15 protein-coding genes are annotated in these 14284 nt (G+C 38.2%); 4 read left to right on the plus strand and 11 right to left on the minus strand.

Translation table 11 applies throughout. The annotated features are described in order from the left end of the window. The 9 genes from celB to IGJ32_RS09535 all read right to left on the minus strand — a co-directional run bounded on the left by celB (position 1) and on the right by IGJ32_RS09535 (position 8170). Positions 1–1356: a PTS cellobiose transporter subunit IIC gene (gene celB / locus IGJ32_RS09495; RefSeq protein WP_010738000.1), complete on the minus strand. Its 1356-nt coding sequence runs from the start codon at positions 1354–1356 to the stop codon at positions 1–3. A 52-nt stretch (positions 1357–1408) separates the two neighbouring features. Beyond that, the gene (locus tag IGJ32_RS09500) at positions 1409–1738 is read right to left on the minus strand and encodes a PTS sugar transporter subunit IIB (RefSeq protein ID WP_010718620.1); all 330 of its coding nucleotides are present in this window, start codon (positions 1736–1738) and stop codon (positions 1409–1411) included. A gap of 61 nt (positions 1739–1799) precedes the next feature. Continuing rightward, positions 1800–2747, minus strand: coding sequence for a N(4)-(beta-N-acetylglucosaminyl)-L-asparaginase (locus IGJ32_RS09505; protein ID WP_081128091.1), 948 nt, complete (start codon positions 2745–2747; stop codon positions 1800–1802). Between the two features lie 145 nt (positions 2748–2892). Continuing rightward, a complete protein-coding gene (locus IGJ32_RS09510; protein ID WP_164885430.1) occupies positions 2893–4176 on the minus strand; it encodes a Sapep family Mn(2+)-dependent dipeptidase in 1284 nt (427 codons plus the stop codon). Between the two features lie 19 nt (positions 4177–4195). Continuing rightward, complete coding sequence (locus IGJ32_RS09515) at positions 4196–4921, minus strand: GntR family transcriptional regulator, LSA1692 subfamily (protein ID WP_063627411.1); 726 nt, start codon at positions 4919–4921, stop codon at positions 4196–4198. Positions 4922–5485: 564 nt separating this feature from the next. Next, complete coding sequence (locus IGJ32_RS09520; protein ID WP_081128095.1) at positions 5486–6379, minus strand: RsiV family protein; 894 nt, start codon at positions 6377–6379, stop codon at positions 5486–5488. A gap of 27 nt (positions 6380–6406) precedes the next feature. After that, positions 6407–6913 carry an RNA polymerase sigma factor gene (locus IGJ32_RS09525; protein WP_342081890.1) on the minus strand — a complete coding sequence of 169 codons (507 nt, stop codon included), beginning with the start codon at positions 6911–6913 and terminating at the stop codon, positions 6407–6409. A gap of 138 nt (positions 6914–7051) precedes the next feature. Further along, complete coding sequence (gene rpoE / locus IGJ32_RS09530) at positions 7052–7657, minus strand: DNA-directed RNA polymerase subunit delta (protein ID WP_342081859.1); 606 nt, start codon at positions 7655–7657, stop codon at positions 7052–7054. Positions 7658–7732: 75 nt separating this feature from the next. Continuing rightward, positions 7733–8170 carry a DUF1934 domain-containing protein gene (locus IGJ32_RS09535; protein ID WP_010718627.1) on the minus strand — a complete coding sequence of 146 codons (438 nt, stop codon included), beginning with the start codon at positions 8168–8170 and terminating at the stop codon, positions 7733–7735. A gap of 370 nt (positions 8171–8540) precedes the next feature. On the opposite strand from IGJ32_RS09535, the gene IGJ32_RS09540 reads away from it, so the two are divergent. Genes IGJ32_RS09540 through yidA form a run of 3 tightly spaced genes read left to right on the plus strand, consistent with a single transcriptional unit; the run spans position 8541 to position 11562 of the window. Then, positions 8541–9371, plus strand: a complete 831-nt coding sequence (locus IGJ32_RS09540; RefSeq protein ID WP_160231525.1) for a lipoate--protein ligase family protein — start codon at positions 8541–8543, stop codon at positions 9369–9371. Further along, a complete protein-coding gene (locus tag IGJ32_RS09545; RefSeq protein ID WP_053765708.1) occupies positions 9355–10725 on the plus strand; it encodes an HD domain-containing protein in 1371 nt (456 codons plus the stop codon). Before IGJ32_RS09540 ends, IGJ32_RS09545 begins: the two co-directional genes overlap by 17 nt. 24 nt (positions 10726–10749) lie before the next feature. Further along, positions 10750–11562: a sugar-phosphatase gene (gene yidA / locus IGJ32_RS09550; protein ID WP_010718630.1), complete on the plus strand. Its 813-nt coding sequence runs from the start codon at positions 10750–10752 to the stop codon at positions 11560–11562. A 99-nt stretch (positions 11563–11661) separates the two neighbouring features. Here yidA and IGJ32_RS09555 read toward each other — a convergent pair whose 3' ends face one another. Continuing rightward, a complete protein-coding gene (locus tag IGJ32_RS09555) occupies positions 11662–12099 on the minus strand; it encodes an NUDIX hydrolase (protein ID WP_034699102.1) in 438 nt (145 codons plus the stop codon). 128 nt (positions 12100–12227) lie between these two features. Between IGJ32_RS09555 and gloA the strand changes: the two genes are divergently transcribed. Then, a complete protein-coding gene (gene gloA, locus IGJ32_RS09560) occupies positions 12228–12599 on the plus strand; it encodes a lactoylglutathione lyase (protein ID WP_010718633.1) in 372 nt (123 codons plus the stop codon). A gap of 88 nt (positions 12600–12687) precedes the next feature. Here gloA and IGJ32_RS09565 read toward each other — a convergent pair whose 3' ends face one another. Further along, positions 12688–14034 carry a TrkH family potassium uptake protein gene (locus IGJ32_RS09565; RefSeq protein WP_342081860.1) on the minus strand — a complete coding sequence of 449 codons (1347 nt, stop codon included), beginning with the start codon at positions 14032–14034 and terminating at the stop codon, positions 12688–12690. Positions 14035–14284: the final 250 nt, after the last annotated feature.

Below are 14284 nucleotides of genomic sequence, written 5' to 3' on the forward strand. Positions count from 1 at the left end.
TTATAAGGTATCAAAATCAAAGTCATCAAAATTGATTTCTTCTGCTGTTGATTCTTCTGCCTCAAGCTCTTCTTTCAGATATTGATTGTCTAATACTTTGATGAATGGATAATAAACTGCCATTCCTAATAAAATAAGTAATCCCTGAAGGACAGAAGCTTGCCAACCACTGACTAAAAAGCCTGAAATGATCGGTGGCGTTGTCCATGGAAGTTGAATCCCATTGGTGTAAGCAACTAGCCCTAGGTCCATACAAAAATAAGCAATAATGATATTGATTGTGGGTACTAAAGCAAATGGGATCAAAATGATTGGATTTAATACGATCGGTAAACCAAAGATGATCGGTTCATTGATCCCGAAAATTCCTGGTACAAGTGATAATTGTGAAAGTTTTTTCACTCGCTGACTCTTACATACAAGAATCATAATCAAAATCAATGATAAGGTAGAACCGCCCCCACCAAATGTTGCAAACATATCTTGAAATTGACCTGTAATGATATTAGGAATTTCATGTCCGTCTTTGAACGCATTTAGATTTTCAATCGATAAAGCACGAAGAACTGGATTGAAAACTGCACCTACGACACTTGAACCGTTGATTCCGAAAAACCAGAAAAAATGTAAAAATAAGTACGCAATGATCATAGCACCTAAGGTATTCCCTAAACTTAACAATGGTGTTTGTAAGAATTTAAACAGGATTTCTTGTAAATTCCCATATGTGGTTAAACTCGCTACCCAATTCGCCACCATAAAGAACGTTAAGATGACGAAACTTGGAATCAATGCTTCAAACGATTTAACAACAGTAGGCGGCACGCCATCTGGCATTTTGATTGTCCACCCTGTACGAATCAAGGCAACGAACATACGAGTCGCTACTAAAGCAACTACCATCCCTAAAAATAAACCACTTGATCCCATCCAACGTAAAGGAAGACTTCCGACTTCAAATACTTCAGTCGAACCTTCTGGCGTAAATAATGTGGTAAAAGGCGTTACGATAAAGAATGAAACTAAAGAAATAATTGCTGCTTGCATCGCATCCACTTTAAATTGCTTTGCTAAACTATAACCGATGCCCCCAACTGCTAAAATCGTCATGATATCAAAACTGGCAGTAGCAGGCTTATTCAACATGACTGCCCAATTTTCCCCTAAAAAACCAGCCATCCATTCATTCCAATTTGGTATTGGAAAGTTGGTCAATACTAGAAACAATGACCCCACGATCAATAACGGTGTAGAAAGTAAAAAGCCATCTCGTATAGCAATCAAATATTTATTTTCTCCAACCGTTTTTGCCATTGGTGTCAAAACTTTTTCTAACCAATTCAAAAATTTTTGCATCTTTTTTCCCCCGATCTTTTTGTTGACTCCGACTGTTTCCGTTTACAAAAACTCATTTTCTACTTTCTTTGATCATTTTCAGGACATCTTTCATCGCACGTTCGCCATCCATCATGCCATATGCTTCTGTGGCAATTGTGCCTACAGGAATGCCTAACGGCTCAAACGTTTTTTTCATTTTGTCACTTAAATGACGAACTTGTGGTCCTAATAAGATGGCTACCGGTTTCTCTTGTTCAACTTTTTCCTCTGCATGGATTGCTGGGAACGCATGGATTTCTAGTGGCATCTGATGTTTTGTGACTACTTCCATCATTTTATTGACCATAATACTCGTTGACATACCTGCTTCACAGAATAAATAGATTTTTTTTGTTGCCATTTTTTTCTCCTCCTTATATATACATATGCTGATTATCAGCTAAATGACTTCGATACTGGGATCAAACTGGGGCTTTGATGCGTTTTTCATAAGCATCCAGCCATTCTTTGGTGATTGGTTCAATGATCGTTGTCTGATCAACTCCTGGATTAGCTAAGTAGATAGCTGGTTGCTCCTTTTCAGTTGCAACAGTAAACGTAAATTCGACATTGGTCGCAACTCCCCATTCACCTGCTTTATTCATAGCAACTAATGAAAAAGCACCTGCTTTTCCATACCGTTCTTTTAATAAATCAGTAAAAGAATACACAGCTTGATCACAGGCTTTTTGTGGAGTGACTCCTTCTCCCATCAAGCGAACAATTTCATAAGCTAGACAGCCTTTCATTAAATCTTCTCCTAGACCAGTTGCTGTCGCACCACCGATTTGACTGTCGACGTAAAAACCAGAACCTGATAAAGGGGAATCTCCCACACGACCTTGCTTTTTCATAAATAATCCAGAACTAGACGTTCCTGCAGCCATGCCGGTGTGTTGATCCAAAGAAACCACGCCCACCGTATCGTGTCCGTCATAGGGACTTAGATTCGTTTTCGCCACTTCTGCCACTCGTTTTTGCCAAATTTTTTTAGCTCTTGGCGTTAGCATGTTTTTCCGTTCGAATCCTGCTAGCATTGCATATTCAGTGGCTCCTTGTCCTACGCGAAAACTATTGAATTTTTCATTACTTAATTTTCTGGCAACTGATATTGGATTCGCAATATCTACGATCCCAGCCACTGCCCCAATTTTGAACGTATCCCCATCCATAAAAGCCGCATCCATTTCTACAATGCCTCGTTCGTTTGGCAAGCCACCATAGCCAACTGATTTGTAAAATGGATAGTCTTCTACACATTTGATTGACGTTTCCACGGCATCTCCGCACGTTCCTTCCTGTTCTAATAATTTTTTGGCAGCTAACACACCATCATGTGCCATACGCCACGTTGCGATAATTCCCCACATGTTTACCCCTCCTATATATAGCGCTTACATCTATTTTATTTAGTATATACTATTATGTCTATACTAAAAAGAGACTTTTCTTAAAATCTAATTGATTTATAAGAGAAGTCTCTGATAATCTTTTTTTTAAAAAATATATAACTGTTTATTCGATCAATGCTTGAATGCTTCGTAGGTATATCTCTAAATTCATGCGCAGATCTGTTACTTCCATATACTCATTTTTGTTATGCGCAATCCCTTTTTGCCCTGGAAAAGAGGGACCAAATGCTAATACATTAGGAATCTTTCTGGCATAAGTAGCACCCGTTGTCGTCACTGGCGTAGGGTCGTTCCCAGTAATCTCGCCATAAATTTGAGATAGTTTTTTGATTTCAGGCGAATCTTTTTTCTGACAGATTCCTGGAATACTGCGATTGATTGTAAAAGTCGCTTTCTCGGGCAACTGTTTAGCCAACCCACTCACGACTTCCTCTTCTGTGACTGAAACAGGGTAACGAAAAGCAACTTCTAAATCTAACCCGTTAGTGTTTTTTTGCAAATTCACAGGTGTAAGAATCAACCTGCCTGAATCTTCATCAGACAAAGCAAGATCGATTCCTTCTCCATAATGTTTATTGTGGAAAGCTTGCCAGATCCAATCAAAATAAGCTCGTATTTGTTCTGGAACAGCTGAATCTGCTTTGATTTTTTCGGCAAGCAGCGTAATCGCATTCTCTCCTAATTCTGGGGCATTACTTGGAGAACGTTTTCCTTCCACATCAAATTTTTTCTCATTAATCGAAACACTCAGCTGGTCTGGCACATGATCTCGATATTGATCCCCTGTAAAATCACTGATTTGAATAACTTCTTCTTTAACTAATGGGAAATGAATCGTTAGGTTGACTACTCCTCTTTCTCCGTAAACAACTGGATATTTACAATCTGGCGTAAAACCAAATGATGGCGGAACTTCAGCCTGTAAATAATGAGCCACATCAGACATCCCACTTTCTTCGTCAGTCCCAAAAATAATGCGGATCGTTTTTTTAGGAACCGCTCCCATTTTTTTCAACAGGATCAGAGCATAAAAACAACTAATGATCGGCCCTTTATTATCTAAAATCCCTCGTCCATAAAAGCGTCCATCTTTTTCGCTTAAATCAAAGGGTGGAAAATCCCATCCTGATCCTGCTGGAACCACATCTAAATGACCAATGATCCCAATATAGTCCTCATCATCTTCTCCCCATTGGACGTATCCGATCGCATCATCAATCACTTTAGTCTTAAACCCTACTTCTTTTCCTTTTTTGAGTACAAGGTCCAACACTTCTCGAGGTGCTTTCCCAAACGGAGCATGATCTTCCGGCTTCCCTTTCACACTTGGTACTTTCATAACTGTTTGAAGAAACTCAAGAAATTCTTCCCAATGATCATCAATCATCGACTTGCTTTTTTTCAATTTATTCACTCCTTTTTTGACGAATCAACGTATTTTTAAATGTATATTTATCTGCACGATAAAACGAGCAGTCATATAAGATCGGTTTGGCTGCTGGCGAATATGTCATTGAATGGACAAACAACATCGGTTCATCCACAGCTACTTGCAAGAGTTTTGCCACGTCAGCCGTCGCTTTCACTGCTTCGATTTCTTGGTGAGAATAAGCGATCTCCACGTTTTTTTCGATCACTTGATAGAGTGACCCACTTAATTCTTCTTGAGAGACTTCTCCCAGATAACGTTTTAAAATATAAAGATTTTCAACCGTCATTGGTTCGTCATCAAAATAACGTAATCGTCTCAAATGAACGATTGGCTCAGAAATCGATTCACCAAAAGCTTGTTTAACATTCGTTGGTAGTTGTTCAGTAACTTCGCATTCTAAGACTTGCGTTTTTGTCTTTTTCCCTTGGATTCGAGCAGTTTCGGTAAAGCTTTGCAGTCCTCCAGAGCCACTTTGGATCTTAGGTTGTTTCATGACATACGTGCCTTTACTTTTTTCTTTGATCAACTTATTTTGGCTGATCAATAATTCGATTGCTTTACGAACAGTTAAACGACTACATTGAAACTCGTCTGCTAAATCATATTCTGAAGGTAATTTTTGACTAGAAACGTAAATTCCTTCCATGATTCGCTTCTCAATTTCATTCGCAATTTCTTGAAATTTTGGTTGTTTTTTCACGAGATTCCTCCTAAAATATTCTCCAAACTTTCTGCTAGCTTTATTTATTAGCAGAACCAACAATAATGAGAAAATATTTTTATCCAACAATAAGTATATACTAAAAAGTATATACTTTCACATCATTTACGATATTTGCACAAAAAATTCTAGGACGAAATTTGGATAGTTCTCTAAAATAAAAGGGACTGAAACAAAACTTGCTTCAGTCTCTTCTAGTATCTCTAAAAACGAATAAATGATGTTCAAAGAGCTGACCTCTTGTTCACGGTGAGAAAAAAGTAGCATCTTCAAAAAATTTGTGAAGCACCAAGTAGGTAACAATCAACAGCAAAAACCAGTGTTTGCGTTTCTTGTCAATTTTCGGAAATTCCTTCTTATTTCTTGATGCGAAATACTTTTGTCTCAATCTCTCTTAAACAGCTATTTATCCAACAATGGCTGTCCTAGACATTTTGTATATATTATAACCATGTATAATTGAACTATTTGAAGTATTTTTCCAAAATCAAATCAACTCTTATGATAGCGCAAAGGATCAGTTATTTATTTTTTAGGTTGAGCTTACTCATTTAAGTAATCTGGAGAAGCTAAAAGTGAACGTGTCACTTCTTTAGGTATCACAAAGGTTGGTGTGCCCATATAGCCAGGTGCGATCGAAAATTGATCGTAAACTAAGACTAGCTCGTGATTTTTATTGATATAAAAAGATGTGTCTTTAGTAACTAATGGCGTTTTTTTGATTAGTCCATCTTTAAAATCATCATCTGTCCAATAATACTGATCAGGGTTTTCTTTGCTATTTTTTTGCATTTGCTCTTTGACTTCATTTGTCAAAACGGAAAGATACTGATCATCTTTGAATAAAAGTGGTAAAGATAGGACTACTCCGTTTTTTTTATCAATCGTATCATAACGCTTTTCCGTATAGCTGTCTGCGGCAGTTTGTGTCATCTTTCGTTCAATCACTAAAAAACGCGGATCATCCAACAGTTTCTGATAATCTCCCGTAACTTGAAAATGATTTGTTTTAAAGTCTTGGTACTGTACTTTTGCTTTTTCAAAGTTTTCTTGTCCTTCACGAAAGTACTTTTTGTTCAGTCCAGCAATCGTCTGACTATTTTCTTTATCTTTTGTACTGATTTGCGGCACTCGGATCTCGATTGCTTCATCAGACAGTGTTTTCCCTAAAATTAATTTCACGACTGGGCCAATCAAGGGTAAATCTTCAGCAAAACTACGAATTTGATTGTTAAAAAAAATACTGCTGAACATCATCGCAATAATAGCAAAAGATAGAATAAGTCCTTTCACTTGTTTTTTTCGTTTCACTCGTTGGTTAAACCTTTGTTCTTCTAGTGAGTAGCGCTTGATCATCTCATTTTTGATACCACGAGGGATTTCTTGTTGTTGATAGACTTGTTTCAGTTGTTCTAATTCTTTCTGAGCTGAGTACATCCGTCTTTCTCTCCTTTATTGTGATTTTTACTGTAAGATTTTTCTTAGCTGATTTAACGTACGATACATTTTGGTTTTGACGGTGTTTTCATTCAAATCAAGAATCTCTGCAATTTCTTTTAAACGAAAGCCTTCAAAAAAATGTAGAATCAAAATTTCCTTTTCGGGGCTATCAATTCCTTCAATGATTCCATGTAAATCAGTCAATGAATCGTCCATTGTATGAGCGAGTTGAATCGTTTCTTCTTCCAATGTTTCCGATTGATTTCGTTTTTGCTTACGCCAAGCATCGATCGCTGTTCGTATCAAAATACGATAAAACCAAGCTGAAAATCGTTCAATCTCTTTCCCTTGTTCAATAGCAGCTAACGCTTTATGAAAACTGTCTTGCATTACGTCCAATGCTTCTTCTTTGTCATGAACATAATTCATTGTGATCCGAAACATTTTCTCATATTCCTCTTGGATCAATTCACTTAATAAATTCTTGGATTTTTCGATTTGCTTCTTTTTCTTGTAACGATTAAAAATCAGACCCATCTCCTTTCCCTCTCACTTACTATGACGATCAAACAAATCAAAAAGTTTCAATTTTTTTAATTTATGTAAAAAAACAATACAAAAAAACTGCAGATCCCTTATTGGGGGATCTGCAGCTATGAAGCCGAAAGTCTATTCTTCGGTGAACTCTTCGTCCTCGTAGTCTTCGTCTTCATCGTCAATGATGCTTAGATCTTCTTCGATGTTGCCTGGTAATTCTTCTTCATCGTCACTTGTGTCGTCTGCACCGATTTCTTGCAGGTCAGAGTTATAAGCAGCGATTTCTTCATCATCGTCATCATCATCTTCAAAAAGATCATCGTCATCTTCGTCAGACAAGTCAGTATCTTCTGGGTCATCATCATTATAATCGATCGCATCTTCATCATCGTTGATAAAGGCATTGACTTTTTTACGTTTGCGTCGACGAGGTGTATCTTCATCTTCTTCGTCAATTCCATGGTTTACTTCTTCATCGATCGAATCGATCGCATACCATGAACGCAAGCCCCAACGATTGTCACCTAATGAAATAAAGCTACCATCAATATTTAAGTCAGTATAAAATTGTGCCAGTGAATCACGAATCTCACTGTCTGATTTTCCAAGATAGGTTTGGATTTGGTTGGCTAAATCAGAAAAATCCATCACATCGCCACGTTGTTCTAAGATCGCATGTGCTACTTCGATCATTGATAATTCGTTTTTGTTTGCACCTTCAAATACACTAATTTCCAATCAGGACACGTCCTTTCACAGTCTACTCCTTATCATACAAAATCATACGTAAAAAATCAAACGTTTCTTTGCGATTTAAGCAGTAAAATCTAAAGTTAAATAATATTCCCCTAATTTTTCTGGTCCCATTAGCAAGTCGTATTCAATCATTACTTTCCCAGCAGTTGGTCGGTCTTTCAAACTAACATGTAATTCTTTGGTATACGTTTCAATTTGAAGCATGCCATAAGGTGTCCGATACGTTGTTTCCAAACGTTCACGATACCCGAATTTTAGTCGCATCCGTGTTTCTCCCGCACGAATCAATTGAACCTGTCCATCGGGCATCAATTTGATCGTTACAGGGATTTCTTCTGCTGTATTTTCCTGAATTTCCTGGTATCGTATGTATAACGTATCCCCAATTTTGACCATTTGACCTTTCAGATCAAAGAAAAAGTCTTGATGTTCCCCATTTTGCATGACTTTCGTCCGTAATTTGATTGAAATGGGTGTTCCTTGCGATTGTGCCATTTTACCTTCTCCTTTACTTCATATAGGTACATTGTTCCTAGTTTTCGTCTATTTGTCAAACAACTCGTCATCGAAGAGGTTGTGAAAGCATCGGGGAGCTCCGATGACAATAAGAAAGAATTTTTTAAAATAGCTTCTCATATTTTGAAAAATTCAGGCTTATTTCAAGGAGCTGATGCTTGAACACCGTTTATTCGTTTTTAGAGCTACCAGAAGAGACTGAGCCAAGTTTTGTCCCAGACTCAATAAATTCTTTTTTTAGAGTATGTTAGAGTATAGTATAATAATGAGAGAAACTCCCATGAAACGATGACAAACGTGAATCATTGGAATATCAATCGATGATTAATTATATAAAGGAGCGAATGTAATGAATCCAACAATTATTTTGGATCAAAAAATTTATCAAAAAAATGATTTTACCCCTTTTGCTCTGACGGATATCTTAACCGAGTATTCAAAAAAAAACAACCAAAACTTTCTCCATTTTTGGCAATATGAACAAACGGTGATCTTAGGAATGAAAGATACTCGAACGCCCTACTTCCATGAAGGCATTCAGGAGCTAAGAAAAGCAGGCTATCAGCCAATCGTTCGTAACGCTGGGGGATTAGGGATCATTTCTGATCAAGGGGTTTTAAATATCTCATTGATTTTCCCTCAAAACGAACAGGAGAAGATATCGATTGATGCTGCCTATGAAAAAATGCTCACATTGACTCGTCTGGCTTTTCCAACCGTATCAATCGAAGCTTTTGAAGTGACTCATTCTTATTGTCCTGGTACGTATGACCTGAGTATCAACGGTAAAAAGTTTGCGGGGATCGCCCAACGTCGCATAAAAAACGGGATTTCTGTGATGATGTATGTTAGTGTAAATGGCGCACAACAAACCAGAGGTCAAGCGATGAAACGATTCTATCAAGAAGCGTTGAAAGAGGATTTCGGCACGGATGGTTACCCGGCGGTCGTTCCTGAAAGTATGGCAACCTTAGCTGATTTACTTGAAACGCCTTTAACCATTGAGGATGTAAAACAACAATTCCAATTGGCACTCACACAACTCTATGGAGAGAGTCGTTCAGTTGATGCGCTATGTTGGAAAGAGGCACATGTCACTTCTGAACAGTGGACGGATCAAATCAATCGAATGGAAGAACGAAATAAATTAAAGGAGCTTGCTGATGACTATTCCTTATAAATATCAATTATTACCGATCGAAAAGGTCTTTCGTGACCCGGTCCATAACTATATCCATGTCCAACACCAAGTCATTTTAGACTTGATCAATTCAAAAGAAGTCCAACGATTGCGCCGTATCAAACAGTTAGGCACTTCTTCCTTTACTTTTCACGGCGCTGAACATAGTCGGTTCACTCATTCATTAGGGGTCTATGAAATTTCAAGACGGATCTGTGATATCTTTTCCCGCAATTTCCCTCAAGAAAAAATTGGCGCTGACGGTTGGGATGATCGAGAACGTTTGGTTACATTGTGCGCAGCATTGCTTCACGATGTTGGTCACGGTCCTTATTCTCATACATTTGAGCATATTTTCCATACGAATCATGAAGCGATCACTGTAGAGATCATTACTTCTCCTGAAACGGAAGTTTATCAAATTTTGAATCGTGTGGAAGAAGGATTTCCAGAAAAAGTCGCCAGTGTGATCCAAAAAACATATCCTAATCCCCAAGTCGTCCAAATGATTTCTAGCCAGATCGATGCTGATCGAATGGATTACTTGTTGCGAGATGCCTATTACACTGGGACAGAATACGGTACGTTTGATTTAACACGAATTTTACGTGTCATTCGTCCCTATAAAGGCGGGATCGCCTTTTCGATGAATGGGATGCACGCAGTCGAAGATTATATTGTGAGCCGCTATCAAATGTACGTTCAAGTTTATTTCCACCCTGTGTCTCGTGGCATGGAAGTAATTTTAGAACACTTGTTACATCGGGCGCATGAGTTGTATCGAGAAGATCCCAATGTGTTTGAATCCCATTCTCAACTACTCTTACCGTTTCTTGACGAAAACTTTACACTGGATGAGTATTTAAAATTAGACGATGGCGTTTTAGGAACTTATTTTACCCAATGGACGGAATTTTCTGATCCAATCTTAAGTGATTTAGCTAAACGTTTCTTATACCGTAAACCGTTAAAATCGGCGACTTTTTCTGGGGATCGCTCTTCTTCCTTGATCAAGGAAATGACTGCTCTTGTGGAAAAAGTTGGCTACAATCCTGTCTACTATACTGCCATCAATTCCAGTTATGATTTGCCTTATGATTTTTATCGCCCCGAAGAAGGACGCCATCGAACACAAATCGAAATCTTGCGAAATGATGGAACTTTGGTAGAATTATCAGAGGTGAGCCAACTTGTGGCTGCTCTTGCTGGACAAGAACAAGGAGATGAACGATTTTTCTTTCCAAAAGAAATGGTTGATCCGTCTTTAAGAAATCACTACGATCTATTTGACGAAACCTATCAAGAATTTGCAAGCCATATCCGCAATGGTTCACTGATTACCCAAACAAACTAAAACACACGATCACTGGAGGAAATTATGTCTATCAAGTTAGTCGCCATCGACATCGATGGAACCTTATTAAATGAGAAAAGAGAAATTACAGCAGACGTCAAAGAAGCGATTGCTCAGGCTGTTGCTAAAGGAGTAGCCATCGTCTTGTGTACCGGCAGACCGTTGCCTGGTGTACAGGAACAGTTGAATGAACTCGATTTATTCCAAGAAAATGACTACGTGATCACCTACAATGGCGCACTTGTCCAACAAACAAAATCAGGAAAAATCATCGCACGTCATGGTTTGACACATGAAGATTATTTAGAAATCGAAGTGATGGCTCGTCGAGTTGGCAGTCATCTACATTCCATTGATGATCAGGCGATTTACACCTCTAATCGTGATATCAGTGCGTATACGATTCATGAAGCCAGCTTAGTTCATATGCCGTTGAAATACCGCACACCTGAAGAAATGACACCAGATATCAATTTGGTTAAAATGATGATGATCGACGAACCTGATATCTTAGATGCTGCGATTGCTCGTTTACCACAAACATTCCGTGAAAAATACACGACAGTGAAAAGTGCGCCTTATTACTTTGAAGTATTAAACAAAGAAGCAAGTAAAGGCGCAGCCGTTGCGAACTTAGCGCAACATCTTGGAATCGATCAGGATGAGATCATGGCGATTGGTGACAACGAAAATGACTTATCGATGATTGAATATGCTGGCTTAGGCGTTGCGATGGGTAATGCTGTTCCGCTAGTTAAAGAAGCTGCCAACGTGGTCACTAAAACAAATGAAGAACATGGCGTGGCAGAAGCGATCAAAACGTATGTTTTATCATAATAAAAATAACACTTGCTACTAAATAAAAATCCAAAACCAGTTCGTCACTGACTGTACGCTGGTTTTGGATTTTTTCTTGATTTAATTGTTTTAATTGTTTTAATTGTTCAATAACCATTTTTCAACCGCCCACTTGTGGCTACCTCGTTTTAATTTTTCAATGGCTTCTTGTGGTGTGACCCACCAAATAGTATTCGTCTTTTCAGTTGGTTCTGCCACTTGTTGCCAGCCGTTTGCCACGTAAAAGTAGCCTGGGTTATAGTAATAGGTCTGACGGTAATTGGAATAAAAATACTCATCCGCTTCCCCTAGATAAGTCGCAATTTCTGCGACGATCCCCATTTCCTCAAGGAGTTCTCTCTTAAGAGCTGCTTCTTTTGTTTCCATCGCTTCGATCTCTCCACCAGGTAAAAAATAAGCACCATTTGGAGCTTCAATCAAAGCTAGTTTGTTCTTTTCTTCCACGATGATATAGGCAGCATATCGTGGGGAATACTGGACCCCTGCTTCTTTTTCACCAAATACTGGTTTATCCATCATTTTGTCCACCTTAAGCTTATTTACTTTTTATTTTACATGAGAGTTTTCTCATAAACAAGCGCAAATCTTCTATTGCTCTTTCTTTTTTTGTTATGATGAAAAAAAAGGAAAGGAAGTAGTTATTTATGAAAATGGCTCATACTTGCGTTCGAGTGAAAGATCTTGACGCTTCATTAGAATTTTACCAAAAAGCGTTTGGCTTTGAAGAAAGTCGTCGCCGTGATTTTCCAGAAAACAAATTCACCCTTGTTTATTTAACTTTACCAGGAGATGACTACGAACTAGAATTAACTTATAACTATGATCATGAAGGCTATGATCTAGGGAATGGCTATGGACACATTGCTATTGCTGCGGATGATTTAGAAGCACTTCACGAAAAACACCAAGCAGAAGGATTCAATGTGACAGACCTAAAAGGACTTCCAGGAACAGCTCCTTCTTATTATTTCGTTGTTGACCCTGACGGATATAAAATCGAAGTTATTCGGGGATAAGGTTGTAAAAAAAAAACGCTCAAAACAGCTTCTCTTGTTTTGAGCGTTTCTTTTTTATTATCATCAGAACTCCCCGATACCTTCACAACTACCCAAGCATAATGCTTTCTTCTGGGTATTTGTAATTGGCTTCTGCCCTGTTTGCTTTTACTAGTAGTGAAAAAACGACTGTCATGATTCCTACTCGACCGATATACATCAAAGAAATAATGACTAGTTTTCCGATCAATGTCAAATCCGGGGTCAACCCCATCGTCAATCCAACTGTCCCAAAAGCGGAAAAGACTTCAAACGCAATATATTCGATTCCTGACGTTTTAGGAATCGTCTCCGTCACAGATAGGACCATGATCGCAACAACACATAAAGAGAGAGTTACAAAGAAAAGAGTCAATGCACGTAGCACGGCTGCTTGGCGAATGGTTCGACCGAAGGCTTCTGCTCGTGTCTTTCCTTTAAACATGGCATGCATTTGGATCAATAAAATTCCTAATGTCGTAGTTTTCAGTCCTCCAGCTGTCGAACCAGAAGTTCCTCCGATGTACATCAAAAACATCGTTAAAATCAATCCTGCATGACTCATCTGTAAATAATCAATAGAGTAATAGCCTGCTGTTCTTGGTGTCACACTCATAAAAAATGTATTCGCTAATCTTTCTGTAAACGTACCTTTAACTAAAGTCAGTCCATTTCTTTCAGTGATGAAAAATAAAATAAATCCACCAATTAATAAGAGTGCAGTTACAGATAAGGCGACTTTTGAATGTAGTGTGATTTTTTTGACCCGATGATAACTTAGAATATCACGCCAGACAATAAAACCTAATCCACCTGCAATGATCAACGCTGAAATGACCATGATTAGGTAAACATTTGTTTGATCCGCGAGTAAACTGTCTCCTAATAAATCAAATCCTGCATTACAAAAACTAGAAACGGCATGAAAGATACTAAACCAGATACCTTTAGCCCAACCAAATTCAGGAATAAAAACTACACTCAAAGCAACCGCCCCGATTACTTGGATCACCACCGCAAATTTTAAGATATAGATCATTAACTTAATTACACCCGACATCTCTTCAAGGTTTAAGGCTTCCTTTAGCACAATCCGCATACTAAAACTGATTTTTTTCTTCGCAATAGCAAAAAAGAGGATCGGGATCATCATAAAGCCTAACCCACCGATTTCAATCAAGGTCATGATCAAAAACTGTCCTGCACTATTCCAATGCTCCGCAGTATTCAGTGTCGTCAAACCAGTCACACAAACAGCTGAGGTTGCAGTGAATAAGGCATCAATAAAATGGGTGCTTTCTCCGCTGCGGCTAAAAAATGGTAACGTCAGTAAGCTACCTCCAAACAGGATCAAGATAAAAAACCCAGCAGCAATTAGCTGGACAGGTGATAATCGTTTTCTTACTCTTTTTTTCATGATAGTCATTCCTTATGCTTAATTTTTATCTAAGATCTCAGAACGACATTTTGTTCTGCGATCATAAATAGATACAAAATGAATCATTGGCGTGAAGCAACTCCTCAACAATAAGCGATGATTTTCTAAAATAGGAGAAGCTATTTTAAAAAATCCTCTCTTATTCGCTCGGAGCTGACCGCTTCTTTCACGACCTCTTTCCATTATAAGCAAACGAGCGCAAGAAGAAAAATAAATGACTACTTTTTCT

It is taken from the genome of Enterococcus sp. DIV1639a, assembly GCF_050530445.1.
In the GTDB taxonomy this organism is placed as follows: Bacteria; Bacillota; Bacilli; order Lactobacillales; family Enterococcaceae; genus Enterococcus_B; species Enterococcus_B hirae.

Bases quoted from the DNA above. Each gene is read 5' to 3' on its own strand.
- celB (WP_010738000.1), bottom strand. From the start codon at position 1,356: ATGCAAAAATTTTTGAATTGGTTAGAAAAAGTTTTGACACCAATGGCA.
- IGJ32_RS09500 (WP_010718620.1), bottom strand. From the start codon at position 1,738: ATGGCAACAAAAAAAATCTATTTATTCTGTGAAGCAGGTATGTCAACG.
- IGJ32_RS09505 (WP_081128091.1), bottom strand. From the start codon at position 2,747: ATGTGGGGAATTATCGCAACGTGGCGTATGGCACATGATGGTGTGTTA.
- IGJ32_RS09510 (WP_164885430.1), bottom strand. From the start codon at position 4,176: ATGATTGATGATCATTGGGAAGAATTTCTTGAGTTTCTTCAAACAGTT.
- IGJ32_RS09520 (WP_081128095.1), bottom strand. From the start codon at position 6,379: ATGTACTCAGCTCAGAAAGAATTAGAACAACTGAAACAAGTCTATCAA.
- IGJ32_RS09535 (WP_010718627.1), bottom strand. From the start codon at position 8,170: ATGGCACAATCGCAAGGAACACCCATTTCAATCAAATTACGGACGAAA.
- IGJ32_RS09540 (WP_160231525.1), top strand. From the start codon at position 8,541: ATGAATCCAACAATTATTTTGGATCAAAAAATTTATCAAAAAAATGAT.
- IGJ32_RS09545 (WP_053765708.1), top strand. From the start codon at position 9,355: ATGACTATTCCTTATAAATATCAATTATTACCGATCGAAAAGGTCTTT.
- yidA (WP_010718630.1), top strand. From the start codon at position 10,750: ATGTCTATCAAGTTAGTCGCCATCGACATCGATGGAACCTTATTAAAT.
- IGJ32_RS09555 (WP_034699102.1), bottom strand. From the start codon at position 12,099: ATGGATAAACCAGTATTTGGTGAAAAAGAAGCAGGGGTCCAGTATTCC.
- gloA (WP_010718633.1), top strand. From the start codon at position 12,228: ATGAAAATGGCTCATACTTGCGTTCGAGTGAAAGATCTTGACGCTTCA.
- IGJ32_RS09565 (WP_342081860.1), bottom strand. From the start codon at position 14,034: ATGAAAAAAAGAGTAAGAAAACGATTATCACCTGTCCAGCTAATTGCT.